Source organism: Arthrobacter horti (assembly GCF_030731045.1).
GTDB lineage: Bacteria > Actinomycetota > Actinomycetes > Actinomycetales > Micrococcaceae > Arthrobacter_E > Arthrobacter_E nanjingensis.
In genome coordinates, this window is sequence record NZ_JAVALS010000005.1 from 38,261 (window position 1) to 61,152 (window position 22,892).

Sequence of the window (22,892 nt, forward strand, 5' to 3'; positions counted from 1 at the left end):
ACCCGGCCAGGACGTGCGCGAACCCCGTCAGCGGGGCCGGTGAGGCATGATGGCACGGTGACTGTGGACGAAACGACCGGGACGTTCCGGAGCACCCCGCGGACCCGTATGCCCGCTCCCCGGCGCCGGGCTCAGCTGATCGAGGTGGCCCGTTCGCTCTTCGCGGAGAAGGGCCTGGACGCCACCAGCATCGAGGAGATCGCCGCGGTGGCCGGGGTGTCCAAGCCCGTGGTCTACGAGCACTTCGGCGCGAAGGAGCGGCTCTACACCGCCGTGGTGGAGATCGAATCCGCAGCCCTGCTGAAGGCCATCACCGGCTCCCTTGCGGAGGCCGCCCCGGCCCGCGTCCTGCTGGAGCGCGCCGCGCTGGCACTGCTGAGCTATATCGAGCAGCACGCCCAAGGGTTCCGGATCCTGGTGCGCGACGCCCCGCCGTCGGACCCTTCCGGACGCTACTCCACCATCCTCGGCGAGGTGACCCGGCGTGTGACCCACCTCCTGGCCTCCGAGTTCGGCCAGCGCGGCTACGCCGAGCGCGACGCGGCCCTCTACGCCCAGATGCTCGTGGGAATGGTGGCGACCACGGGCCAGTGGTGGCTGGACGCCCGCACGCAGGACACGGTGGCGGGAACGGCCACGGCGCCGGCGAAGGACGAGGTGGCCGCGCACATCGTCAACCTGGCGTGGAACGGGCTGACGGGCTTGTCTCAGGAGCCAGGTCTGCGGGTGCGGGGCTAGCCGCCTCTCAGTGCTCCTTGGGGTCCATGAGCATGTTGGTGATCCGGGCCGTGGCCAGCAGCTTGCCGGACTGGTCGGTGATCAGGACCTGGTACGTGGCGATCCGGGAACCGGCGTGCAGCGGCGTGGCCGTCGCTGTGATCTCACCATCCTTGGCACCCCGGTGGTGGGTGATGTTGAGGTCGACGCCGACGCACACCTTGCCGCGCACGCTCGCGTGGATCATCGCCGCCCACGAGCCGGTCGCCTCCGCGAGCGCAGCACTGGCGCCGCCGTGCAGCCGGCCCAGCGACTGGGTGTTCCCCTGCACCGGCATGGTGGTCACCACCCGCTCCGCGGACTGCTCCAGCACCCGGATGCCCATCTTCTGATCCAGCTCACCCAGATGGATCACCCACGGTTCATGACTGCTGTGTGCGTTCATGCGGTTCCGCCTTCCTCACTCCCGCCATCGGCGGCTGTTACATTTCAAGGGCAAACTGATCGGTCGGTCACCACGGCCGCCGGAGACCCTCAGGGAGACCCTATGACAGCGCAGGCCGCACCCCGCCGGGGACGCCCCGGCTACGACCGTGCCGAGGTGCTGCGGATCGCCGTCGAGCTGTTCAACCAGCAGGGCTACGACGCCACCTCCGTGGCCGACCTCGCCCAGCGGCTGGGACTGTCCAAGTCCGCCCTGTACCACCACTTCGATTCCAAGGAGCAGCTCCTGAGCCTGGCCTTGGACGACGCCCTGAACGGCCTCGAGGCCGCCCTGGAATCGGCTCTGGCGCAGGAGGGCACCGTCGCCGACACCCTCACCGGCCTGATCCGCGGAGCCATCCTGGTGCTCACGGAGCAGCAGCCCCAGGTGACTCTCCTGCTCCGGCTCCGCGGCAACAGCCCCGTGGAGATCGCCGCTCTGGAACGGCGCCGGAATTTCGATCACCGCGTCATCGACCTGGTCCGGCAGGCACAGGCCGAGGGTGTGCTCCGGAGTGACATCGGTGCCGGAATCGCCACCCGTCTGGTGTTCGGCATGGTCAACTCCATCGCAGAGTGGTATCGGCCGGCCGGGAGCGTCGCCGCCGAGGAACTCAGCGGCGACGTGATCGCCATCGCCCTGGAGGGCCTGCAGCCCCGCTGAGCCTGCGTGGCCTGAGCGCCCCGTCGGACGGTTCAGGCGCCCGTGAAGACCGGCTTCTCCCGGTTCAGGAACGCGGACACCGCGTTCCTATGGTCCTCGGTCTGCCCGGCGCGGGTCTGCGCCCGGGCCTCGGCCTCGAACACCGCCTCCAGATCCACGCCGTTCAGCAGTAACGCCTTCGTCTCCGCGAACGCCCGCGTGGGGCCGGCCGCCAGCTGCACGGCCAGTTCCCGGGCACGGGCCAGGACCGACCCCGGCTCCACGGTCTCGCCGGAGATGCCCCAGGAGATCCCCTCCTCCGCGGTGAAGATCCGAGGGAAGAGCATGAGCTCGCGGGCCCGCGCCTGGCCCACCGCGCCCGGCAAGGTGTAGGACAGGCCCGAGTCGAACGTCAGGCCGATTCCGCTGAACGCGGCCCCGAGCTTCACCCCGGAGGCGAACACCCGGAAGTCGGCGGCGAGGGCGAACCCCAGGCCGGCGCCCACAGCCATGCCTTCGACCGCCGCGATGACGGGCTTCGGCATGGTCATCATGGACCGGACCACCGGGGTGTAGTGCTCGGTGACCGTGGAGAAGACGCCGTCCGGATCCTCGGCCAGCTTCGCCGCGTGCTCGCCCAGGTCCTGACCGACGCAGAACGCCGGCCCGTTGGCCGCAAGGACGACGGCGCGCACGCCGCCGTCGTCGGCCACCTCGGCCAGCGCGTCACGCAGCGCCGACTTGAGCGCCAGCGTGAGCGCGTTGCGGCGCTCCGGGACGTTCAGGGTCACGACGGCGACGCCGGCCTCGCGCTCGATCAGCACGGCCGCGGGATTCTGGGGCTCAGGGCTCTGGGGTTCAGTGCTCAGGGACTCGGTGCTCATGGGGTCTCCTCCAGAATGGGGCGGCCGAGCGAACGGCTCCGGCCACGGAACACGGCGATCACGGTGTCGCCGCGGCGCACGGTGACGTCGTAGATCCCGGAGCGGCCGCGGAGAACCACTTCGCGGCCCTCGGCGCGCAGCACGTCACCCAGGCGGGCGGACTCGAGGAAGCTGATCTCGAAGCCGGACGCCACGGTCACGACGTTGTGGGTGTTGCAGGAGAAGGCGAAGGTGCTGTCCGCCAGGGTGGAGATGAACCCGCCGTGGCAGATGCCATGGCCGTTGACCATGTCGGAACGGACCGTCATGGTCAGGACGGCCTGGCCGGGCTCCACGCTCTCCAGGGCCATGCCGAGGCCCTGGCTGGCCTCATCGGTGCTCCACATGGTGTCCGCACACGCCTTGGCCAGCGTCCGCGGATCCAGCTGTTGGGAATCCGTGCCGGTCACCATGCGTAGAACCCCTTGCCGCTCTTGCGGCCCAGTTCCCCGGCTGCCACCTTGTCCTTGAGCAGCTGCGGCGGCGCGAAGCGGGGGCCGAGTTCACGTTCCAGGTGCTGGGCGATGTTCAGGCGTACGTCCAGGCCCACGATGTCCGTGGTCTTCAGCGGGCCCACGGGGTGGCGGTAGCCGAGGGTCATGGCGGTGTCGATGTCCTCGGCGCTGGCCACGCCCTCCTCCAGCATGCGCATGGCCTCCAGGGCGATGGCGACGCCCAGGCGGCTGCTCGCGAAGCCGGGGGCGTCCTGGACGGTGATGGCGGTCTTGCCGAGTCCGGCCACCCAGCCTCGCGCCTCCTCCACCAGCTCCGGCGCGGTGCGGGCGCCGACCACCACCTCCACCAGATCGCTCACGGGGACCGGGTTGAAGAAGTGGAGGCCGATGAGGCGGGCCGGGTCCTGCAAGGCGCCGGCCAGCTCGTCGATGGAGAGGGAGCTGGTGTTGCTGCCGATCTTCGCCGCCGGCGCCATCTCTTCGATGCGGGCCAGGACCTGGTGCTTGAGTTCCGGAAGCTCCGGGACGGCCTCCACCACGAGCGGACAGGCGGCGAGCGCCGTCGCGTCGGTGACCACGGTGATGCTGCCGGGAACCGCCACGCCCTTCTCCGCGGCTTTGGCGAGGGACGCGGCGATGCGCTCCCGGGCGGCGCCGGCGGACGCGTCGTCGTTCTCCACCACGGTCACCGCGGCGCCCGCGACGGCGAAGGCGTGGGCGATGCCGCCGCCCATGCGGCCGCCGCCGTACACGCCGACGTTGTCAGGCACAGTACTCATCGCTTCTCCTTGCGTCGTTCCAGGAAGGCGGTCATCCGGTCCTGCTTCTCCTGCGTTTCGAAGAGGACCGCCTGGGCCACATTGTCGATCAGGGGGTGTGCCTCGCGCGGCGCGTGGAAGGCGGACTTGGTGAGGCGGACGGCCAGCGGGGCCTGCGCCGCGATGCGGTCGGCGAGGCGGTGGCCGGCGGCCTCCAGCTCCTCCGGCTCCACGAGCTCGTTCAGGAGGTGGGCGTCCCTGGCCTCCCGGCCGCTCAGCACGCGCCCGGCCAGGAGGATCTCCTTGGCCAGCGGCTCCCCCACGAGTTCCCGCAGGCGCCAGGCGCCGCCCGCGGCAGCCAGGATGCCCAGGCCCGGTTCCGGGTTGCCGATCTTCACGGAGGCCGTGCCGATCCGGAAATCGCACGCGTAGGCCAGTTCCGCTCCCCCGCCCAGGGCGTAACCGTCCAGGAGGGCGATCACCGGCATGGGCAGGCGGTGGATCCTCGCGAAGATGCCGGAGTTGATGCCGGCCAGGGCGTCCGTGAGGCGGCGTTCCCGCAGCTGGGCGATATCGGCCCCGGCCGCGAAGGTGCCGCCGCTGCCGATGATCAGGGTCACCCGCGGCTCGCGTTCCAGGAGGGCGCACGCCTCGTGGAGGGCGTCCACCGTGGACTGGTCGATGGCGTTGCGAACCTCGGGCCGGTTCAGACGGAGCAGGACGCGGTCGTCCTGCTCCTCGATGAGCAGCGGCGGAGTCGGCAGCGGCGCGCTCATACGCGCTCCAGCAGCAGTGCGGAGCCCTGTCCGACGCCGACGCACATGGTCGCCAGACCCCGCCGGCCGCCGTCGGTCTCCAGACGGTTCAGGAGGGTGAGCGCGATGCGCGCACCGGAGCAGCCCAGCGGGTGGCCCAAGGCGATGGCACCGCCCCAGGCGTTGACCTTCTCCTCCGCCAGGCCCAGCTCACGCAGGCAGGCGAGGGACTGGGATGCGAAGGCCTCGTTGAGTTCGACGGCGTCCAGCTCGGCGGCCGTCCAGCCGGCCCGGTCCAGCGCCTTGCGGCTGGCGGGGACGGGGCCGATGCCCATGATCTCCGGTGCCACGCCGGCGTTGGCGCCGCCCACCACGCGGGCACGCGGCGTGAGGCCGTGGGCGGTGACGAACCGCTCGCTGACCAGGACCAGCGCCGCGGCGCCGTCGTTCAGGGAGCTGGAGTTGCCGGCGGTGATCACGCCGCCGGGACCGTGAATGGGGCGCAGGGCCGCGAGCTTCTCCGCCGTGGTGTCGGCGCGGGGGCCCTCGTCCTGGGCGACGTCGCCCACGGGCACGATCTCCCGGGCGAAGTGCCCGGCTGCCTGAGCGGCCAGGGCACGCTGGTGGGAGCGGAGCGAGAAGGCGTCCAGCTCCTCCCGGCCCAGGCCCCAGCGCTCGGCCACCCGCTCGGCCGTCTGCGGCATGGAGAGCGTGGTGTCGGCTTCGAAGCGCGGGTTGGTGAAGCGCCAGCCGATTGAGGTGTCCCAGCTCTGGCCCGGCTTGGCCCACGGGCGGGACGGCTTCTCCGTCACCCAGGGTGCGCGGGTCATGGACTCGACGCCGCCGGCCACGACGACGTCTGCGTCGCCCGCCGCGATCATCTGCCGGGCCGTGGTGATGGCCGTCATCCCGGAGGCGCAGAGGCGGTTCACCGTGAAGCCGGGGATGGAGTCCGGGAGGCCGGCCAGCAGCGTGGCCATGCGGGCCACGTTGCGGTTGTCCTCACCGGCCTGATTGGCCGCGCCGAAGATGACCTCGTCGATGACCTCCGGGTCCACGCCGCTGCGGTCCACGGCGGTCCGGACCACCAGGGCGGCCAGGTCGTCCGGGCGTTCCTTGGCCAGGACCCCGCCGTAGCGGCCGATGGGCGTCCGGACACCGTCCAGAATGAAGACCTCGTTCATCATGCTCCTGTCGTGTTCCAGGGGTTCAAGGGGGCGCCACTCAGGCGTCGAAGTCCACCGTGACTGCCTCGCCCACCGGGTACGTCTGGCAGGTGAGGACGAAGCCATCCGCCACCTCGGCCGGTTCCAGGGCGTAGTTGCGGACCATGTCCACCTCGCCGGCGCAGACCTTGGCGCGGCACGTGCCGCAGACGCCGCCCTTGCAGGCGAAGGGGAGGTCGGTCCGGCTCAGCTGGGCGGAGTCAAGGATGGTCATGTCCCGCTGCATGGCGGTGGTGGTGCTGCGGCCGTCCAAAGTGACGGTGACCTCGCTGGTCTCGCCCTCGGCCACCCGCTCCACGTGCCGCAACTCGGGCGGCGGCTCGTCCACATAGAAGAGTTCGAAGTGCACGCGCTCCTTGGGGACTCCCAGCTCGTCCAGGACGGCCCGGGCGTCCGTCAGCATGGCGAACGGCCCGCAGAGCCACACGTGGTCCATGTCCTGCACCGGGATCAGCTCGGTGAGGATGCGGCGCAGCCGGTTCGCGTCCAGGCGGCCGGAGAACAGTTCCACGTCGCGGGGTTCGCGGGACAGGATGTGGATGAGGTCCAGCTGGCGGTGGTACTCGTCCTTGAGGTCCGCCAGTTCCTCGGCGAACATCACCGTGTTGGTGTGGCGGTTGCCGTAGAGGAGGCTCACGGAGGCGTCCGGGTGGCTGAGCACCGTGGCGGCGATGGAGAGCATCGGGGTGATGCCGGATCCGGCGGCGATGCAGAGATTGCGGCCGGCCTGGTCCGGGCGGGCACGGAAGCTGCCGCTCGGGGGCTGGACCTCGATCACGTCGCCGGGGCGCACCTGGCGCACCAGCCAGCCGGAGAACAGCCCGTCCGGGATCTCGCGGACGCCGATGCGGGGCGCGGCGCCGGCCGGCGAGCAGATCGAGTACGTGCGGCGGTGCTCCACGCCGTCGATCACGCGGCGCAGCGTCAGCGACTGGCCGGCGTCGAAGTCGAACAGCTCGGCGAGGTCCGCCGGGACGTCGAAGGTGACCGCGGCGGAATCGTCCGTGAGGGATTCGACGGCGGAGACCGTCAGGGCGTGGAAGGCCGTACGCCGGCCGGTGTCCAGGTCTGCGGTGACGGTCATGTCAGATCTCCTTCACGTGGTCGAAGGGTTCCAGGCAAGCGCGGCAGCGGTACATGGCCTTGCAGGCGGTGGAGCCGAATTCGGAGTTGAGCTCGACGTCGGCGCTGCCGCACTGCGGGCAGCGGACGGCACGCCGGGTGGGCAGGAGGCTGATGGTCACGGGCCCGGAGCGCCGGGGCGCGGGACCGGGCGGGGAGATGCCCGCCTCGGCGAGCGCGGCGCGGCCTTCCGGGGTGATCCAGTCGGTGGTCCAGGCGGGTTCCAGCGCCACACGCACCCGGGCGTCTGCGAAGCCGGCGTCTTGCAGTTCGCGCATCAGATCGTCCCGCATGGCGGCCATGGCCGGGCACCCCGAGTAGGTCGGCGTGATCGCGGCGACCACCGCGCCGTCGTCGTCCACTGTGACGTCCCGCAGGACACCCAGGTCGATCAGCGTCAGCATGGGCAGCTCCGGGTCCACAACGCGCCCGGCCGCGGCCCAGGCCCTCTCGAGCGTCTCGGCACGGCTGGTCATGGCGATCACCAGAGGCCGTCCGGGTGGGCGCGGGCCACCACCTGCATCTCGGCGAGCATGAGACTGAGGGCTTCCGTGTGGCGGCCGTCGCGGCCGGTCTTGCCCTGGACCCCGGCGAGCGGCCGGGCTTCGGGACGGGTGACCCCGCTGGCGTCGAAGACGTGGTCCAGGACGGACAGCACCTCCTCCTGTACGGAGGCCGGGTCCACGCCGGCACCGGAGGCGGCGACGGCGCGCTCCACAGGGTGGGTGGCGAAGAGTTCGGCGGTCAGCGGCCAGAGCCCGTCCAGCGCGGAGAGCAGACGACGGCGGGATTCCTCGGTGCCCTGCGCGAGGGTCAGGAACCAGCGGCCCACGAAGTCGCGGTGGTAGCTGAGCTCCTTGACGCCCTTGGCGGCGACGGCGGCCAGGACCGCGTCGCGGCTGTGCGCGAGGCGTTCGAAGAGGGCCAGCCGCCAGGTGGAGAAGATCAGGATCCGGGTGATGATCTCGGCGAAGTCGCCGTTGGGGACCTCGGCGAGGCGGACGTTGCGGAAGTGCAGATCGTCGCGGAAGAACGCGAGCCTGTCCTCGTCCGGGACCGGGGAGCCCTCCGGGAGTTGCGGGACCGCGGCGGGGTCGGCCGCGGCGGCACGGGCCAGCAGGAGGCGGGCCTGGCCGAGGAGGTCCAGGGCGATGTTGGCCAGCGCGATGTCCTCCTCCAGATCGGGGGCGTTGCTGCACCATTCGGAGATGCGCTGGGAGAACACCAGCGCATCGTCGCCCAGCATCAGGCAGTAGGCGGCGAGCTCCGCGGCGTCGACGCCTTCGGGCACGGTGGTGTCCACGCCCGCAAGCGGGTCTTCGAAATCCGTTCCGAAGGCCCAGTGGGCGTCGTTGACCAGCAGGCCGGCATAGGCGTTGTCGTGCTCGCCCTCGGTGTGCGTGTGTACTTCAGCCATCGTGTTCTCCTCCTCCCTCACATGTGGGGGACGTTGTCCGGGATCTCGTAGAAGGTGGGGTGGCGGTAGGCCTTGTCGCCGCTGGGGGCGAAGAGCGGGTCCTTCTCCCCCGGGCTGGAAGCGATGATCTCGGTGGACGGGACCACCCAGATGCTCACGCCCTCATTGCGCCGGGTGTAGACGTCCCGGGCGTGGCGGAGGGCCATCTGGCCGTCCGCGGCGTGCACGGAGCCGACGTGGACGTGGTTCAGGCCGCGCTTGCCGCGGATGAACACCTCATACAGCGGCCATTCGCTGCGGATCTGCCCGCTCATGCGTGGTTCTCCTTGCTTTCCTTGGCGGCGAAGGCGAGGGCGGCTTCGCGTACCCAGGCCCCTTCGTCCCAGGCCCGCTTGCGGTGGGCCAGCCGTTGGGCGTTGCAGGGGCCGTTGCCCTTGACCACGTCCCAGAACTCGTCCCAGTCCGGGGTGCCGAAATCGTAGTGGCCGCGTTCGGCGTTCCACTTCAGCTCGGGGTCCGGGAAGGTCACGCCGAGGGCTTCGGCCTGCGGGACGGACATGTCCACGAACTTCTGGCGGAGCTCGTCGTTGGTGTGGGTCTTGATGCCCCAGGCCATGGACTGCTCGGTGTTGGGCGAGGCGTCATCCGGCGGGCCGAACATCATCAAGGCCGGCCACCAGAAGCGGTTCACAGACTCCTGGACCATGTCCCGCTGCTCCTGGGTGCCGCGCATCATGGTCATGAGGAGTTCGAAGCCCTGCCGCTGGTGGAAGGACTCCTCCTTGCAGATCCGGATCATGGCCCGGCCGTAGGGGCCGAAGGAGGTACGGCAGAGGGGCACCTGGTTGCAGATGGCCGCGCCGTCCACCAGCCACCCGATGGTTCCCACGTCGGTGTAGGAGAGGGTGGGGTAGTTGAAGATCGAGGAGTACTTCTGCTTGCCCGCGATCAGGAGCTCGGTGAGCTCGTTGCGGGAGGTTCCCAGGGTCTCCGCGGCGGAGTAGAGGTAGAGCCCGTGGCCGGCCTCGTCCTGGACCTTGGCCAGGAGGATGGCCTTGCGGCGCAGGGACGGGGCCCGGCCGATCCAGTTGCCTTCCGGCTGCATGCCGATGATCTCCGAGTGGGCGTGCTGGGCCACCTGGCGGATCAGGGTCTTCCGGTAGGCCTCCGGCATCCAATCCCGGGGTTCGATCCGGTCCTTGTGGCCCACGATGGCTTCGAATTCGGCTTCGAGCTGGGGCTCGGCGACGGCGGATGACATGGCACCTCCTGAGGGTCTGAGCTATTTACTGACCGAACATTCTGTACTACTGTGGCACAGGACACACGGCTTGCGCAATGGCCTGCCGACAGGAGAAAAGCGAAAGGACTTCCCCATGAGCCCACTGCTGGAAAGCTACGCCGCAGGACGCTGGTTCCAGGCGGAGGACGCCGGCCAGCCGCTGCTGGACGCCGTGACGGGCCAGGAGGTCGCCCGGGTGTCCACCACGGGGCTGGACTACGCGGCCATGGTGGCCCACGGCCGTGAGGTGGGCGGCCCGGCCGTCCGGAAGCTGACGTTCCACGAGCGGGCGCTGCTCCTGAAGGAGGTGGCCCTGCACCTGGGACAGTTCAAGGACGAGTTCTACGCGCTCTCCTTCCGCACCGGCGCCACCAAGCGCGACTCCTTCGTGGACATCGATGGTGGCATCGGCACGATGTTCTCCTATGCGAGCAAGGGACGCCGGGAACTGCCCAACGACACGGTGGTACTCGACGGCGGGACGGAGCCACTGAGCCGCAACGGCACCTTCGTGGGCCAGCACCTCTACACTTCCCGCACCGGCGTCGCCGTGCAGATCAACGCCTTCAACTTCCCCGTCTGGGGCATGCTGGAGAAGCTGGCCCCGGCGTTCCTGGCCGGGCTGCCGAGCATCGTCAAGCCGGCCAGCCAGACCTCTTATCTCACCGAGGCCGTGGTCCGCCGGATCATCGAGTCCGGGATTCTGCCGGAAGGTTCGCTGCAGCTGATCAGCGGCAGTGCGGGCGATCTCCTGGACCAGCTGGGCGAGCAGGATTCCGTGGACTTCACGGGCTCCGCGTCCACGGCGGACATCCTGCGCAAGCACCCGGCCGTGCTGGAGCGCGGGGTGCGCCTGGGAGTCGAGGCGGACTCGCTGAACTGCTCCATCCTGGGCCTGGACGTCACGCCGGAGGACCCGGAGTTCGAGCTGTTCATCAAGGGCGTGGTGGCGGAGATGACCGTCAAGGCCGGCCAGAAGTGCACGGCCATCCGCCGCGCCATCGTGCCCCAGGCACTGACGTCCGCGGTCATCGAGGCGCTCAGCGCCCGCCTGGCGAAGACCGTGGTGGGCGATCCCGCGGACGAGTCGGTGCGCATGGGCGCGCTCGCCAGCCTGGGACAGCGCGAGGAGGTCCGGAAGGCGATCACCGAGCTGCGGCGCGGCGCCGACGTCGTCTTCGGCGACCCCGATCACGTCGAGACGGTGGGCGCGGACGCGCAGGCGGGCGCCTTCCTCTCCCCCGTGCTGCTCAAGGCGCACGACGGCGCGAGCGAGCCACACGACGTCGAGCCCTTCGGCCCGGTCAGCACCGTGTTCTCCTACCGGACCACCGAAGAGGCGATCGCGCTGGCGGCGCGCGGCAAGGGCAGCCTCGCGGCGTCGCTGGTGACGCACGACCCGCGGATCGCGCGGGAGGTCACGCTGGGGCTGGCGCCGTGGCACGGGCGCGTACTGGTGCTGGACCGCGACGACGCCGGCGAGTCGACCGGGCACGGCAGCCCCCTGCCGGTGCTGGTGCACGGCGGGCCGGGTCGCGCGGGCGGCGGCGAGGAGCTGGGCGGCATCCGCGGCGTGCTCCACCACATGCAGCGGACCGCGATCCAGGGGTCCCCGGACATGATCACGGCCATCACGGGCCGCTGGACCACGGGTTCCCGGCGTGAGGTGGGCGAAGTCCACCCGTTCCGGAAGAGCCTGGCGGAGCTGAAGATCGGCGACGGGATCAGCTCGAAGCCGCGCACAGTGACGCTGGCGGACATCGACCACTTCGCCGAGTTCACCGGGGACACGTTCTACGCCCACACGGACCCGGAGGCGGCGGCCGCCAACCCGCTGTTCGGCGGGATCGTGGCGCATGGCTACCTGGTGGTCTCGCTGGCCGCCGGCCTGTTCGTGGAGCCGAACCCGGGACCGGTGCTGGCGAACTTCGGCGTGGACAATCTGCGCTTCCTGACCCCGGTGAAGGCCGGTGACTCGATCGCCGTGGAGCTGACGGTCAAGCAGATCACACCGCGCAATTCGGCCGACTACGGCGAGGTCCGCTGGGACGCCGTAGTGAAGAATCAGGACGGCGAGAACGTGGCGACGTACGACGTGCTCACGCTCGTGGCGAAGGAACAGGCTCTCAGCGCGGGCCAGGGCTGACCATGTCCGTCAGTGCCGGCGTCCGCGAACCGTACACCCTGCAGCGCCTCCTGGATGTGGCGGTGCAGGTGTTCACCGAGCGCGGCTACGACGGCACGAGTTTCCAGCACCTGTCCCAGGCGTCGGGGCTGTCCAAGTCCTCGATCTATCACCACATCGAGGGCAAGGAACAGCTTCTGCGCCTGGGACTGGAGCAGGCGCTGGACCCGCTCATGGCCACCATCACGGAGGCCGAGGCGTTGGGAGGCCCGGCGATCGGGCGGCTGGAGCACTTGGTCCGGAGGAACATCGAGATCCTGACCGAGCGGCTGCCGTACGTGACGCTGCTGCTCAACGTGCACGGCAACACGGAGACGGAGCGGTGGGCGCTGGAGCAGCGCCGCGCGTACAACAAGGCGGTGGCCGCCGTGGTGCAGGAGGCCGTGGATGAGGGCAGCCTCCGGGCCGATGTGGACGCGAAGACGACGGCGCGGCTGGTGTTCGGCATGATCAACTCGGTCCGCGAGTGGTACCGGCCGGGGCGGGGTACCTCTCCTGAGAAACTCGCGGATCAGGTCCTGGGGCTGCTCCTGGACGGGATCCGGGCGGGGTAGTTTGTGTGGGGAGTCCGCGCAGCAGGACTGCATCCGACCCCGCATCAGAAGGGTGCCAGTAATGGGAGAAGTCTCCATCGGGCGACGAGGATCGTTGATCCTCAAGGCAGGGAATGACGACAGGGCCCGATCGGGAGCCGTTGAATACCTCATGGTCACCCTCGTGGCCGAAGGGCTCACAAGCACCAGCCGCATCTATGACGTGAATGGATTCGGCACACTGGTCGGTTACTTCGACGACCTGTCCCGCCATTGGCGAGGCTGGGATGGCTCGAAGATGTACGAGTCCTTGGAAGGCGATTTGCGAATATCGGCACGTCACGATGGCCGTGTCCGGCTCGAGGTCACCCTCAATCAAATCCTCGGCGAAACCGAATGGCGCTGTCAGAGCACGATCATTCTTGACCCGGGCGAAGAACTCTCATTCGCGGCCGCCGCACTTCAGGAACTCCTGAATCCCGCCATTTCCTGAGTCTCATCCACGGGTGTCACTGCGGACTTCTCGGGCCCATCCGTCCGGTCTCATAAGCGCGGACACCTTCGGCTTCGAGCACGGCCAATCGGTCGGCAACTCCTTGCGATTCGTTCGGTCCGCACGACAATGCCGTCAAAGACGAAGTGAGAACATCAACAAGGCACCCTCTCGCCGCGAATTCCTCCGCTAGAGGGAACCAAGCCGATTCGTCGTCTGAATTGAGCAGGAAGAACCTGCAGGTGTCGTTGCCGGCATCATGCACATGACCCGTGGGACATTTGCCCCTTCCGCCGATTCAATGACGGAGATTCTGTCGCCCAGGTTGAGGCCATACACGGAGGCCGGAACGCCCAGGACCGTGGCACTTCCGTCCTCCTCGATTCGTCCGCTCAGCCCTTCCCAGGACGCAACACCACGATCGTCGTCGGGAACGCTAAACCATACCGTCCCCGTCGCGGTCCGAGCCTACGGGACCAGCACACGGTTGGCTGCTCAGAGTGGGCCGGCTCCACGTACACCGGCCCGCAAGGATTCCAAGCGACAGACCGTGTCATCGAAGACGTCACCCCGTACGATTTCCCATTCTTCGGAGCAGAGAAAAAACTCGAGGTGGTCAGACAGTTCCCCGCCCTGGGGCGCCAGATCGATGGCGAGCATTCGAGTGCCCTGTGGGATTCCCGTGGTGGGGTCAACAGCCCTCGCACCCAGGGACCGGATGCCAACCCAAGCCAATTTTCCGATGAGGACATCTGACCTGTATTTCTGCTGATACAGTTCCAGTCCTTCAGGACGAGCCACCAAAAGGAAGGGAATGAAGCCTCTCGTCTTGACTGGCTTGAAGGGCCAGGATCGCAAGGGCGGCGCCATGAACCACGTCCAGCCCGCACAAACTACGAACGCGCCTGAATATGAGTCACGAGTCCGCACCGCCCTTCTGGCCTTGCCGCGACGGACTCCTGCCGCCAGTCCCCAGATGAGCAACGGGAACATCAACAGAACCGCGAATCCGGACATGTTCGCAGCGGTCGGGCCGAATCTGATGACGTCGCCGATCAGCCGATAGAGCGTGAAGGACAAGCAGACCAGGACAACCGCCCCGAACAGAATGACTTTTCCCCATCGGTTCACCGTTTCCCCCTCTGCTGCAGGTCCTGGAATTCCTTCTACCGCACTCCGGCCCAAGAGAAAAGTGTAGGGCGCCCCTCCACCTGGAGGGGCGCCCTTCGCGTGACCGCAGCCTTACCGCTGTGGCCGGTTGTCCAGGATCCTGCGCATCTTGCCGTTGGAGCGCTCGACGCCGCCCGGCTGCACGACGTCGACGGCCACCGTCACGCCGATCTTGCTCTTGACCAGCCGCTTCAGCGTCATCGCAGCGGCGTGTGCGGACTCGGCACTGACGCCGTCGCGCTGTTCGACGCGGACGGTCATGTCGTCCAGGATGCCCTGGCGGCCCAGTACGCACTGGAAGTGCGGCGACAGCTCAGGGGTGTGGAGGATGAGTTCCTCGATCTGGGTCGGGAACAGGTTGACGCCACGGAGGATGATCATGTCGTCCGTGCGGCCGGTGATCTTCTCGATGCGGCGCATGGTGCGCGCCGTGCCAGGCAGCAGACGCGTCAGGTCACGGGTGCGGTAACGGACGATCGGCATGGCCTGCTTGGTCAGCGAGGTGAAGACGAGCTCGCCCTCCTCCCCCTCGGCCACGGGCTCCATCGTGATGGGGTCCACGATCTCCGGGTAGAAGTGGTCCTCCCAGACCGTCAGGCCGTCCTTGGTCTCCACGCATTCGCTCGCGACACCGGGGCCGATCACCTCGGACAGGCCGTAGATGTCCACGGCATGCATGTCCAGGCGCTGCTCCATCTCATGGCGCATGTCATTGGTCCACGGTTCGGCTCCGAAGATGCCCACTTTCAGGGACGTGGAGCGCGGGTCGATCCCCTGCCGCTCCATCTCCTCGATGACGGCCAGCATGTAGGACGGGGTCACCATGATGATGTCCGGCTTGAAGTCCTGGATCAGCTGGACCTGGCGCTCCGTCATCCCGCCGGACACCGGCACCACCGTGCAACCCAGCTTTTCGGCGCCGGCGTGCGCTCCCAGTCCGCCAGTGAACAAGCCGTAGCCGTAGGCGTTGTGGAGCATGTCGCCGGGCCGGCCGCCCGCGGCCCGGATGCTGCGCGCCACCACGGTGGCCCACATGTCCAGATCGTCCTTGGTGTAGCCGACCACCGTCGGACGGCCGGTAGTGCCGGAGGAGGCGTGCACACGGGACACTTGATCGCGCGGGACGGCCAGCATGCCGAACGGGTAGTTCTCCCGCAGATCGGCCTTGCTGGTGAAGGGGAACTTGGAGAGGTCGGAGAGGTCCTTGAGGTCGTCGGGATGGACCCCGGCCTCGTCGAATGCCTTGCGGTAGTGCGGGACGTTGTCATAGGCATGCTTCAACGACCACTGAAGCCGCTGCAACTGCAACGAGCGGAGTTCATCGACGGAAGCGGTCTCAATCGCTTCAAGCTCGCCGGGGCGCGGACTCAGGTCCTGCATCTCTCACATCCTTGTGCCACTGCATTCCGCACTCATGCCGGAAAACATTACTTACCGAACATTCAGTACTATAGCGTGTCGCGAATCACATGCCTAGGGGCGTCTCAGAACGGGGCAGAGAGCAGGTGTACCACCGATATCGCTAGAGGTACACTTGGACCATGCCCACTTCACGCCCCCGCACCCAGGTGACCCACACGGATACCGTGCAGCATGCACTGGAAGTGGCCGCCCAACGCTGGCCCGGCCAGAAGCCGAGCGTGCTCCTGACTCATCTCATCGAAGAAGGGGCCCGTGTGATCGAATCCGAGGAAAACGAAGGGGCGGCCGAGCGGCGCTCGAAGGTGGAGGCCCTGATCAGGAACCATGGAGTTCAGTACGGACCCGGCTACCTCGATGACGTCAGGGACGGATGGGACGAATGATCGTCCTGGACGCGAGCTTCGTGATCGCTGTCCTCAACCCTGGCGACCCGCACCATCATCAAGCCGTCAGCCTGATGAGTTCCACTCGCGAAGAACTCTTCATACACACTCTGACGCTGGCCGAGATCCTGGTCGGCGCCGCGCGGGTGGGGCGGGAAGGCGAGCTGCGACGGGACCTCACCGGACTCGGCATCCGAACGGCTCAGCTGGGCCCCGACGAACCTGAACTCCTGGCCCGGGTCCGTGTCCAGCACGGCCTCAAGATGCCCGACTCCTGCGTCCTGGCGACGTCGATCCACCTCAGCGCCCCATTGGTTACGTTTGATCAGAAGCTTGCCACCGAAGCCGAGCGCCTGGGTCTACTCTTCCGGAACTGACCGCGACGACTCAGTTCACCGCGCCCCGGAACCTCCGCAGCCGCAGGCTATTGCCCACCACGAAGACGCTGGAGAACGCCATGGCGACGCCCGCGATCATCGGGTTCAGCAGGCCAAGTGCGGCGAGCGGGATGGCCGCCACGTTGTAGGCGAACGCCCAGAAAAGGTTCGCCTTGATGGTCCGCAGCGTGGCACGAGAAAGCCGGATCGCGTCGACGGCGCCGAGCAGGTCGCCGCGCACCAGGGTGAGGTCGGACGCCTCGATGGCCGCGTCCGTCCCGGTCCCCATCGCCAGGCCCAGATCGGCGGTGGCCAGCGCCGCGGCGTCGTTCACTCCGTCGCCCACCATCGCGACCACGCGGCCCTCGGCCTGCAGCGCACGGACGGCGTCCAACTTGTCCTGCGGCAGCACCTCGGCCACCACCCGCTCGATGCCCACCTCAGCGGCGATCCGGCGCGCGACGTCGCGATTGTCACCGGTCAGCAGCACAGGTTCCAGTCCCAGTGCGCGCAGCCGCCGGACGGCGTCGGCACTGCTGGGCTTCAGGCGGTCGGCCACGGTCAGGACGCCGCGCACCTCGCCCTCCCAGCCGACGACGACGGCGGTGCGGCCCTGCGCTTCCGCCTCGGCCTTGTCGCGGCGAAGATCCTCCGGGAACCTCAGCCCTTCGGCCTCCAGGAGTGTCACGCGGCCCACCAAGACCTCCACGCCGTCCACCACGCCCCGCACGCCCAGGCCCTGTTCGTTGCGGAATCCGCTCACCGAGGGCAGGGCCCCGAGCTCGGCCTCGGCCCCGCGGGCGATCGCCCGGGCGATGGGGTGCTCGCTCGCGTGCTCCAGGGCGCCGGCCCGGCGGAGGACCGCGGCGCGGTCCGTCGGCTGAGCGCCGGAGGCGAGCAGCACGCCGTCGAGCTCCATCTTCCCGGTGGTGACGGTGCCGGTCTTGTCCAGCACCACGGTGTCCACGCGGCGGGTGCTCTCCAGGACTTCCGGGCCCTTGATCAGGATGCCGAGCTGGGCGCCGCGGCCGGTGCCGACCAAGAGCGCCGTAGGCGTGGCGAGGCCGAGGGCGCATGGGCAGGCGATGATCAGGACCGCGACGGCGGCGGTGAAGGCCGCGGCAACGGGCTGGCCGAGCAGGAGCCAGGCGGCGAGCGTCGCGAGGGCGATGCCGATGACCACGGGGACGAAGACCCCGGAGATGCGGTCCGCGAGGCGCTGGACCTCGGCCTTGCCGGACTGGGCTTCCTCCACCAGGCGGGCCATCTGGGCGAGCTGGGTGTCATTGCCGACGCGGGTGGCACGGACCAAGAGCCGGCCCGAGGTGTTGACGGTGGCTCCGGTGACAGCGTCGCCGGGTCCGACATCCACGGGGACGGACTCGCCGGTGATCATGGACGCGTCCACGGCGGAGGCGCCGTCCAGGACGGTGCCGTCGGTGGCGATCTTCTCGCCCGGGCGCACGACGAACTCCTCCCCCACGCGGAGGTCGTCCACCGGCACGCGGTGCTCGACGCCGTCGCGCAGGACGGTGACGTCCTTGGCTCCCAGCTCCATGAGGGCGCGGAGGGCGGCGCCCGCCTGGCGCTTGGAGCGCTTCTCGAAGTAGCGGCCGGCCAGGATGAACATGGTCACGCCGGCGGCGACTTCCAGGTAGATGTTGCCCGCACCGTCGCTCGGGGACACCGTGAATTCGAATTCGTGACGCATGCCCAGCATGCCGGCGGTGCCGAAGAAGAGGGCGTAGAGGGACCAGAGGTAGGCGGCCAAGGTGCCGACGGAGACCAGGGTGTCCATGGTCGCGGCGCCATGGCGGAGGTTGGCCCAGGCGGCCCGGTGGAACGGCCAGGCGCCCCAGAGGATGACGGGTGTGGCGAGGAGCAGGGAGACCCACTGCCAGCCGGTGAACTGGATGGCCGGGACCATGGAGAGCACGATCACCGGAACGGCCAGCGCGATGGAGACCTGGAGGCGGCGGCGCAGAGAGTTCAGTTCGGTGTCGTCCTGAGGTTTCTCCTCCTCATGGACGGTGGCGCCGTAGCCGGCCTGCTCCACAGTGTTGATGAGCAGCGCGACGTCGAAGCCGCCCGGGGCGGTCACGCGCGCCTTCTCGGTGGCGTAGTTGACCGTGGCCGCCACGCCGTTCACCTTGTTGAGCTTGCGCTCGATGCGGTTGGCACAGGACGCGCAGGTCATGCCCGTGATGTCGAGTTCCACCTCGGTGGCCGTGCTGCTCATCGTCGTTCCCCTCTCAACAGAATCATACCCCCTAGGGGTATTTCCTGTTCAACATACCCCCAGGGGGTATGCGAGGGCAAGGGGTGTCGTCGATCGATTGCTCCGAGGGTGTCGTTTTGAGCGCTCAGAACGTCACCTACGGAACAGTCGATGCGCGGCAGCGGCGCAGTCGCCATGCAGCGCACGTCTAGCGATTGTTTTGCCGCCCGATCCTGCGATCGACCATTCTGTGGAGGCCTCGTGCGCAGCGATGGTCCTGAGCAGCGTGATCTCGATAGTGATCGAATCCATTTGGAATAGGACCCGCGGTTTTTGAGAGTCAGCGTGGCTAATCTTGAGCCATGATCCGAGAATTGACCAGGAAACCATGGCCGGAACTAGCGTCGACTGCGCCGCTCTTACCCGGCGGTGCCAAGAAGTTCGTCCCTTCGCTCGTTGCCGTGCTTGAGGCCATAAGTGACGGACCAAACGGCCTGTCCCAGACAGTCGATCCCGAGCAAGTTCAAAGGCAAATCGGCGTCCTGGGGTTCACACAACGTGCAGGGGATTCAATCGAGCTGACGGCATCTGGCAAGGATTGGATCTCTACATCCAACATGCATGAACTCTTCCTCATCATGCATAGCCGTCTCGCCTACTTTGGCGAACTTCTCGCACGGGTCGCAACCAGTCCCGCCACCATTGAGGACCTGCGGCGTGATGCCAAAGACAGGTATCTGATGTCCTGGTCAAGTCTCGACCAGGTTCGTCGTCGCACGTCGTGGCTTCAAGCACTCGGCCTGATTGAACTTTGGCCCGACCATCTGTTTCGAGTCACCACCGTAGGAACGCAAGTACTTGAGGAAATCGACCTCGCCGACCCTAATGATATTCAGGCCGCGATACTCGAATCGCAGTCGTCAACATCTCTTCCGGCCACCCCACCGATACTTGCCGCAGCACTCGAAGAATGTGCTCCGTCAGCACGTTCGCTCAGCTGGTCGTACATGACCAAAAATCCGGTTGAAACCCTGAGCCTGATCACTCGCGAGGCGCTGCCTGGAGCGACGAAGGTGCAGATCTTGGAACAGGTGGCCCGCCACTGCGATATTAGCGAGAGTTCCGCAAAGAGCGCGGTCGACTCAGCCGGCTTGCTCGGACTCTACGAATTTACCGGTAAGCTCGAGGTCACTGCGACTCCGCTGGGCCGAGAATGGCTGGACAATGCTACGGAGCTCAACTTGGTTCGGTTGCTCCATCTTCGATTTCATGCGTTCGGAGAAGTCCTTCAGCACCTGAGTGAGTCCCCAAGATCTGCCGGGGAGATCCACCGCCGACTGTTCGCCCACACTGAGTCAGGTCCAAACCAGAGCCGAACCGCCAACGTACTGCGCCGATTGAGCGCTGCAGAAGCCGTCTCTTCGATCGGCTACTCTCGGTACATCATCACCGGGGTTGGGGCTGCGCTGCTGGCAGAACTTCCGATGGCAGATCTTGACCCGCTCTCGTCTGACGAGCGCCAAATGGCTGAATCGGGCGAACCCTCGGGCCAGGAGCTCGATGCTCTTGTTAATGAGCTTGAAGAGTCATCCCGGGACTCAGCACACCCGGAACGCTTTGAGAAGGCTTGCGCAGCAGCCTTCCTTCGCCTTGGAGTCGACGCGCAACACCTCGGTGGAGCAGGGCGCACAGACGTCGTTGTCACCGTCAGATCGGGCCTGCAAGTCGTCGCTCGAGCGATTGTAGATGCCAAGTCGTCGGCTGGTCAGCTCAATGAGAACTCGGTCAAGTTTGAGGTTCTCAAGGAACACGCCACAAAACACAAAGCCGGATCGATAGCGGTTATCGCCCCAACCTTCGATGGAAGCGGTCGACTCGTCGACTGGGCCGAGTCAAGCGGCGTGGTTCTTTTCACGGCCGCCGAACTCGGACTTCTCCTGCGCTCTCATGACGAATATCCCTTCTCTGCGTCTGAAGTTGCAAAGCTCCTCGAACCACAAGGACGCGAAGAAGTCCAGGCCGAGCGAGAGGAATCGTTCGCGCACCTGAATCTGTTTGGTGAAGTGCTCGATGAGCTGTCCGCCGAAGCGAAACAGCCGGACCCTGAGCCAATTTCGGCAAGAGACATTGGCCGGGCGATGCGCCGCACAGGGGCTTCCATCTCGGATGACTCAGTGGCTGCTGTCCTCAATTTCCTCTCAGTGCCCGAGATCATGGCTGTACAGACAGAACCAAAGGGAACGTATACGCTACCGTCGTCGCGCTCGGTCGCTGCCATGCGACTGCGCGCAATCGCACAGGTCATTGAGGGGAAGCCCATCGGAAAATCCGAGGCAACTCAACTCAATTAACGCGCGCGACTCTCATCGACTGCTCCGTACGATGCCGAAATCCCCCGAAAATCAGGGAGAACGGCGTCCTACGGAGCAGTCGATGAGTGGAAAGTGACCTACTCCCCCAGCACCTCGGCGGCCTCGAGCCACTCCATCTCCAGGGTCTCCTTCTCCTCCAGCACCTCGTTCAGCTGAACATTCAGAGAGCCGAGCGCGTCGAAGTCGCCCTTCTCCGACGCCGTGGCCATCTGCGCGTGCAGCTTCTCCTCCTGCTGGGACAGCTTGGACAGCTGGCGTTCCACGCGGTTGACCACCTTGCGTGCCTCGCGCTTCTCCGCCTCGCTGGCGCCCGACGCCGCCGCCCCGGCACTGGCTGCGGCGGCACCGGAGCCGCCACCCGCCGCCGTCGGCGATCCCTTCGCGGAGCCACCGCCCGCCAGCATCGCCTCGCGCAGCTCCAGGTACTGGTCCACGCCCCGCGGCAGGCCGCGCAGCTTGCCGTCACCCAGCAGCGCCAGCTGGTGGTCCGTGACGCGCTCCAGCAGGTAGCGGTCGTGGCTGACCACCACGAGCGTGCCGGGCCAGCCGTCCAGCACGTCCTCCACCGCGGCCAGGGTGTCCGTGTCCAGGTCGTTCGTGGGCTCGTCCAGCATCAGTACGTTCGGCTCCCCCACCAGCAGGCGCAGCAGCTGCAGACGCCGCCGCTCACCACCGGAGAGGTCCCTGATCTGCGTCCACTGCTTGGAGTTCGTGAAGCCCAGCTGCTCCACGAGCTGCCCGGCCGTGAGCTCCTTGCCGCCGATGGAGAAGGAGCGCTTCTCCCGCTCGATCAGCTCCACCACGCGCAGATCGTCCACCTCGGCCAGCTCGTGCACTTCCTGGCTCAGCACGGCCGGCACCACGGTCTTGCCGCGCTTGACCTTGCCGCTGGTGGGCTTCACCTCGCCGGAGAGCAGCCGCAGCAGCGTCGACTTGCCCGCGCCGTTCACGCCCACCAGGCCCAGGCGCTCGCCCGGCGCCAGGCGCAGCGTCACGTTGTCGAACAGCGGCGCCCCGGCGTCCTCCGCACCCGGCTCCATGCGCCGCGCCAGCGTCACGTTCTCCAGGTCCAGCACGTCCTTGCCCAGGCGCGCCGTCGCCATCTTGTTCAGCGCCAGCGTGTCACGCGGCGCCGGCACGTCCTCAATCAGCGCGTTCGCGGCCTCGATGCGGAACTTCGGCTTGGAGGTCCGGGCCGGGGCGCCGCGCCGCAGCCACGCGAGCTCCTTCTTCACCAGCTGCTGCCGCTTGGCCTCCACCACGGCGGCCGTCCGGTCACGCTCGGCGCGCGCCAGCACGTAGGCCGCATAGCCGCCTTCGAAGGGGTCCACGATCCCGTCGTGGACCTCCCAGGTCTTGGTGCAGATCTCATCCAGGAACCAGCGGTCGTGCGTGACCACCAGGAACGCGCCCTCATTGGCACGCCAGCGCGCCTTCAGGTGCCGTGCCAGCCAGGCCACGCCCTCGACGTCGAGGTGGTTGGTGGGCTCGTCCAGCATGATCACGTCGTGCTCGCCGATCAGCAGCTTGGCCAGCGCCACGCGGCGCTTCTGCCCGCCCGAGAGGCTGTGGACGTTGGCGTGCCAGTCGACGTCGCCCACCAGGCCGCCCATGATCTCGCGGATCTTGGGGTCGGCGGCCCACTCGTGGTCCGCCATGTCCCCCACGATCGCCTGGCCCACCGTGTCATCCGCGTCCAGCACATCCTGCTGGTCCAGGTACCCCACCCGCAGGCCGCGGCGCTGGGTGACCCGGCCGTCGTCGGGCGTCGCGCGCTGCGCCAGGAAGCGCATGAGCGTGGACTTGCCGTCGCCGTTGCGGCCCACGATGCCGATCCGGTCGCCGTCCTCCAGCCCCACCGTGACCCCGTCCAGGACGGTGCGGGTGCCGAAGGACACGGCGAGGTTCTCGCCGCCCAGAAGATGTGCCACAGTACTGCTTTCGCTTGAATCGATCGA

At 67.8% G+C, this 22,892-nt stretch carries 23 protein-coding genes; 8 read left to right on the forward strand and 15 right to left on the reverse strand.

What is annotated here, in order from left to right:
- The first annotated feature begins 108 nt into the window (after positions 1–108).
- Positions 109–738 carry a TetR/AcrR family transcriptional regulator gene (locus tag Q9R02_RS09180; RefSeq protein ID WP_305996525.1) on the forward strand — a complete coding sequence of 210 codons (630 nt, stop codon included), beginning with the start codon at positions 109–111 and terminating at the stop codon, positions 736–738.
- Positions 739–745: 7 nt separating this feature from the next.
- Here Q9R02_RS09180 and Q9R02_RS09185 read toward each other — a convergent pair whose 3' ends face one another.
- On the reverse strand, positions 746–1,162 hold the full coding sequence (locus Q9R02_RS09185; protein ID WP_305996374.1) for a PaaI family thioesterase: 417 nt from the start codon (positions 1,160–1,162) through the stop codon (positions 746–748).
- A 102-nt stretch (positions 1,163–1,264) separates the two neighbouring features.
- Here Q9R02_RS09185 and Q9R02_RS09190 point away from each other — a divergent pair, with 102 nt between their 5' ends.
- Positions 1,265–1,864: a TetR/AcrR family transcriptional regulator gene (locus Q9R02_RS09190; RefSeq protein WP_305996375.1), complete on the forward strand. Its 600-nt coding sequence runs from the start codon at positions 1,265–1,267 to the stop codon at positions 1,862–1,864.
- A 32-nt stretch (positions 1,865–1,896) separates the two neighbouring features.
- Here the strand turns inward: Q9R02_RS09190 and Q9R02_RS09195 are convergent, their stop codons facing one another.
- From Q9R02_RS09195 to paaA, 10 genes are read right to left on the reverse strand one after another with little or no spacing between them, the layout of a single operon-like run.
- Entirely contained in the window at positions 1,897–2,727 is an 831-nt protein-coding gene (locus tag Q9R02_RS09195) for an enoyl-CoA hydratase/isomerase family protein (RefSeq protein WP_305996376.1), read from the reverse strand.
- On the reverse strand, positions 2,724–3,179 hold the full coding sequence (gene paaI / locus Q9R02_RS09200) for a hydroxyphenylacetyl-CoA thioesterase PaaI (RefSeq protein ID WP_305996377.1): 456 nt from the start codon (positions 3,177–3,179) through the stop codon (positions 2,724–2,726). Before paaI ends, Q9R02_RS09195 begins: the two co-directional genes overlap by 4 nt.
- Positions 3,173–4,000: a 3-hydroxyacyl-CoA dehydrogenase family protein gene (locus Q9R02_RS09205; RefSeq protein ID WP_305996378.1), complete on the reverse strand. Its 828-nt coding sequence runs from the start codon at positions 3,998–4,000 to the stop codon at positions 3,173–3,175. Before Q9R02_RS09205 ends, paaI begins: the two co-directional genes overlap by 7 nt.
- Positions 3,997–4,755, reverse strand: a complete 759-nt coding sequence (locus Q9R02_RS09210; RefSeq protein WP_305996379.1) for an enoyl-CoA hydratase/isomerase family protein — start codon at positions 4,753–4,755, stop codon at positions 3,997–3,999. The genes Q9R02_RS09205 and Q9R02_RS09210 overlap by 4 nt, the downstream gene beginning before the upstream one ends.
- Entirely contained in the window at positions 4,752–5,918 is a 1,167-nt protein-coding gene (locus tag Q9R02_RS09215; RefSeq protein ID WP_305996380.1) for a thiolase family protein, read from the reverse strand. The genes Q9R02_RS09210 and Q9R02_RS09215 overlap by 4 nt, the downstream gene beginning before the upstream one ends.
- A gap of 40 nt (positions 5,919–5,958) precedes the next feature.
- The gene (gene paaE, locus Q9R02_RS09220) at positions 5,959–7,044 is read right to left on the reverse strand and encodes a 1,2-phenylacetyl-CoA epoxidase subunit PaaE (protein WP_305996381.1); all 1,086 of its coding nucleotides are present in this window, start codon (positions 7,042–7,044) and stop codon (positions 5,959–5,961) included.
- Between the two features lies 1 nt (position 7,045).
- Entirely contained in the window at positions 7,046–7,558 is a 513-nt protein-coding gene (gene paaD / locus Q9R02_RS09225) for a 1,2-phenylacetyl-CoA epoxidase subunit PaaD (RefSeq protein WP_305996382.1), read from the reverse strand.
- A gap of 5 nt (positions 7,559–7,563) precedes the next feature.
- Positions 7,564–8,499, reverse strand: coding sequence for a 1,2-phenylacetyl-CoA epoxidase subunit PaaC (paaC, locus tag Q9R02_RS09230; protein WP_305996383.1), 936 nt, complete (start codon positions 8,497–8,499; stop codon positions 7,564–7,566).
- Positions 8,500–8,516: 17 nt separating this feature from the next.
- Positions 8,517–8,813, reverse strand: a complete 297-nt coding sequence (paaB, locus tag Q9R02_RS09235; RefSeq protein WP_305996384.1) for a 1,2-phenylacetyl-CoA epoxidase subunit PaaB — start codon at positions 8,811–8,813, stop codon at positions 8,517–8,519.
- Positions 8,810–9,760, reverse strand: coding sequence for a 1,2-phenylacetyl-CoA epoxidase subunit PaaA (gene paaA, locus Q9R02_RS09240; protein WP_305996385.1), 951 nt, complete (start codon positions 9,758–9,760; stop codon positions 8,810–8,812). The genes paaB and paaA overlap by 4 nt, the downstream gene beginning before the upstream one ends.
- Before the next feature lie 115 nt (positions 9,761–9,875).
- Between paaA and paaZ the strand changes: the two genes are divergently transcribed.
- The 3 genes from paaZ (at position 9,876) to Q9R02_RS09255 (ending at position 12,992) form a co-directional block, all read left to right on the forward strand.
- Entirely contained in the window at positions 9,876–11,927 is a 2,052-nt protein-coding gene (gene paaZ / locus Q9R02_RS09245) for a phenylacetic acid degradation bifunctional protein PaaZ (protein ID WP_305996386.1), read from the forward strand.
- Between the two features lie 2 nt (positions 11,928–11,929).
- On the forward strand, positions 11,930–12,520 hold the full coding sequence (locus tag Q9R02_RS09250) for a TetR/AcrR family transcriptional regulator (protein ID WP_305996387.1): 591 nt from the start codon (positions 11,930–11,932) through the stop codon (positions 12,518–12,520).
- Between the two features lie 61 nt (positions 12,521–12,581).
- Positions 12,582–12,992, forward strand: a complete 411-nt coding sequence (locus tag Q9R02_RS09255) for a DUF6228 family protein (RefSeq protein WP_305996388.1) — start codon at positions 12,582–12,584, stop codon at positions 12,990–12,992.
- Positions 12,993–13,487: 495 nt separating this feature from the next.
- Here Q9R02_RS09255 and Q9R02_RS09260 read toward each other — a convergent pair whose 3' ends face one another.
- Positions 13,488–14,123: a hypothetical protein gene (locus Q9R02_RS09260; protein WP_305996389.1), complete on the reverse strand. Its 636-nt coding sequence runs from the start codon at positions 14,121–14,123 to the stop codon at positions 13,488–13,490.
- 111 nt (positions 14,124–14,234) lie between these two features.
- Entirely contained in the window at positions 14,235–15,542 is a 1,308-nt protein-coding gene (gene paaK, locus Q9R02_RS09265; protein ID WP_305996390.1) for a phenylacetate--CoA ligase PaaK, read from the reverse strand.
- Positions 15,543–15,703: 161 nt separating this feature from the next.
- Here paaK and Q9R02_RS09270 point away from each other — a divergent pair, with 161 nt between their 5' ends.
- Entirely contained in the window at positions 15,704–15,967 is a 264-nt protein-coding gene (locus Q9R02_RS09270) for a hypothetical protein (protein ID WP_305996391.1), read from the forward strand.
- Positions 15,964–16,344 carry a type II toxin-antitoxin system VapC family toxin gene (locus tag Q9R02_RS09275; RefSeq protein WP_305996392.1) on the forward strand — a complete coding sequence of 127 codons (381 nt, stop codon included), beginning with the start codon at positions 15,964–15,966 and terminating at the stop codon, positions 16,342–16,344. Before Q9R02_RS09270 ends, Q9R02_RS09275 begins: the two co-directional genes overlap by 4 nt.
- Before the next feature lie 10 nt (positions 16,345–16,354).
- On the opposite strand, the gene Q9R02_RS09280 is transcribed toward Q9R02_RS09275, so the two are convergent.
- Positions 16,355–18,583 carry a heavy metal translocating P-type ATPase gene (locus Q9R02_RS09280; RefSeq protein WP_305996393.1) on the reverse strand — a complete coding sequence of 743 codons (2,229 nt, stop codon included), beginning with the start codon at positions 18,581–18,583 and terminating at the stop codon, positions 16,355–16,357.
- 341 nt (positions 18,584–18,924) lie between these two features.
- Between Q9R02_RS09280 and Q9R02_RS09285 the strand changes: the two genes are divergently transcribed.
- On the forward strand, positions 18,925–20,913 hold the full coding sequence (locus tag Q9R02_RS09285; protein ID WP_305996394.1) for a hypothetical protein: 1,989 nt from the start codon (positions 18,925–18,927) through the stop codon (positions 20,911–20,913).
- A gap of 98 nt (positions 20,914–21,011) precedes the next feature.
- Here Q9R02_RS09285 and Q9R02_RS09290 read toward each other — a convergent pair whose 3' ends face one another.
- Positions 21,012–22,865 carry an ABC-F family ATP-binding cassette domain-containing protein gene (locus Q9R02_RS09290; protein WP_305996395.1) on the reverse strand — a complete coding sequence of 618 codons (1,854 nt, stop codon included), beginning with the start codon at positions 22,863–22,865 and terminating at the stop codon, positions 21,012–21,014.
- Positions 22,866–22,892: the final 27 nt, after the last annotated feature.

Coding starts and splice junctions, on each gene's coding strand:
- Q9R02_RS09180 (WP_305996525.1), top strand. CDS start 109: ATGCCCGCTCCCCGGCGCCGGGCTCAGCTGATCGAGGTGGCCCGTTCG.
- Q9R02_RS09185 (WP_305996374.1), bottom strand. CDS start 1,162: ATGAACGCACACAGCAGTCATGAACCGTGGGTGATCCATCTGGGTGAG.
- Q9R02_RS09190 (WP_305996375.1), top strand. CDS start 1,265: ATGACAGCGCAGGCCGCACCCCGCCGGGGACGCCCCGGCTACGACCGT.
- Q9R02_RS09195 (WP_305996376.1), bottom strand. CDS start 2,727: ATGAGCACCGAGTCCCTGAGCACTGAACCCCAGAGCCCTGAGCCCCAG.
- paaI (WP_305996377.1), bottom strand. CDS start 3,179: ATGGTGACCGGCACGGATTCCCAACAGCTGGATCCGCGGACGCTGGCC.
- Q9R02_RS09205 (WP_305996378.1), bottom strand. CDS start 4,000: ATGAGTACTGTGCCTGACAACGTCGGCGTGTACGGCGGCGGCCGCATG.
- Q9R02_RS09210 (WP_305996379.1), bottom strand. CDS start 4,755: ATGAGCGCGCCGCTGCCGACTCCGCCGCTGCTCATCGAGGAGCAGGAC.
- Q9R02_RS09215 (WP_305996380.1), bottom strand. CDS start 5,918: ATGAACGAGGTCTTCATTCTGGACGGTGTCCGGACGCCCATCGGCCGC.
- paaE (WP_305996381.1), bottom strand. CDS start 7,044: ATGACCGTCACCGCAGACCTGGACACCGGCCGGCGTACGGCCTTCCAC.
- paaD (WP_305996382.1), bottom strand. CDS start 7,558: ATGACCAGCCGTGCCGAGACGCTCGAGAGGGCCTGGGCCGCGGCCGGG.
- paaC (WP_305996383.1), bottom strand. CDS start 8,499: ATGGCTGAAGTACACACGCACACCGAGGGCGAGCACGACAACGCCTAT.
- paaB (WP_305996384.1), bottom strand. CDS start 8,813: ATGAGCGGGCAGATCCGCAGCGAATGGCCGCTGTATGAGGTGTTCATC.
- paaA (WP_305996385.1), bottom strand. CDS start 9,760: ATGTCATCCGCCGTCGCCGAGCCCCAGCTCGAAGCCGAATTCGAAGCC.
- paaZ (WP_305996386.1), top strand. CDS start 9,876: ATGAGCCCACTGCTGGAAAGCTACGCCGCAGGACGCTGGTTCCAGGCG.
- Q9R02_RS09250 (WP_305996387.1), top strand. CDS start 11,930: ATGTCCGTCAGTGCCGGCGTCCGCGAACCGTACACCCTGCAGCGCCTC.
- Q9R02_RS09255 (WP_305996388.1), top strand. CDS start 12,582: ATGGGAGAAGTCTCCATCGGGCGACGAGGATCGTTGATCCTCAAGGCA.
- paaK (WP_305996390.1), bottom strand. CDS start 15,542: ATGCAGGACCTGAGTCCGCGCCCCGGCGAGCTTGAAGCGATTGAGACC.
- Q9R02_RS09270 (WP_305996391.1), top strand. CDS start 15,704: ATGCCCACTTCACGCCCCCGCACCCAGGTGACCCACACGGATACCGTG.
- Q9R02_RS09275 (WP_305996392.1), top strand. CDS start 15,964: ATGATCGTCCTGGACGCGAGCTTCGTGATCGCTGTCCTCAACCCTGGC.
- Q9R02_RS09280 (WP_305996393.1), bottom strand. CDS start 18,583: ATGAGCAGCACGGCCACCGAGGTGGAACTCGACATCACGGGCATGACC.
- Q9R02_RS09285 (WP_305996394.1), top strand. CDS start 18,925: ATGATCCGAGAATTGACCAGGAAACCATGGCCGGAACTAGCGTCGACT.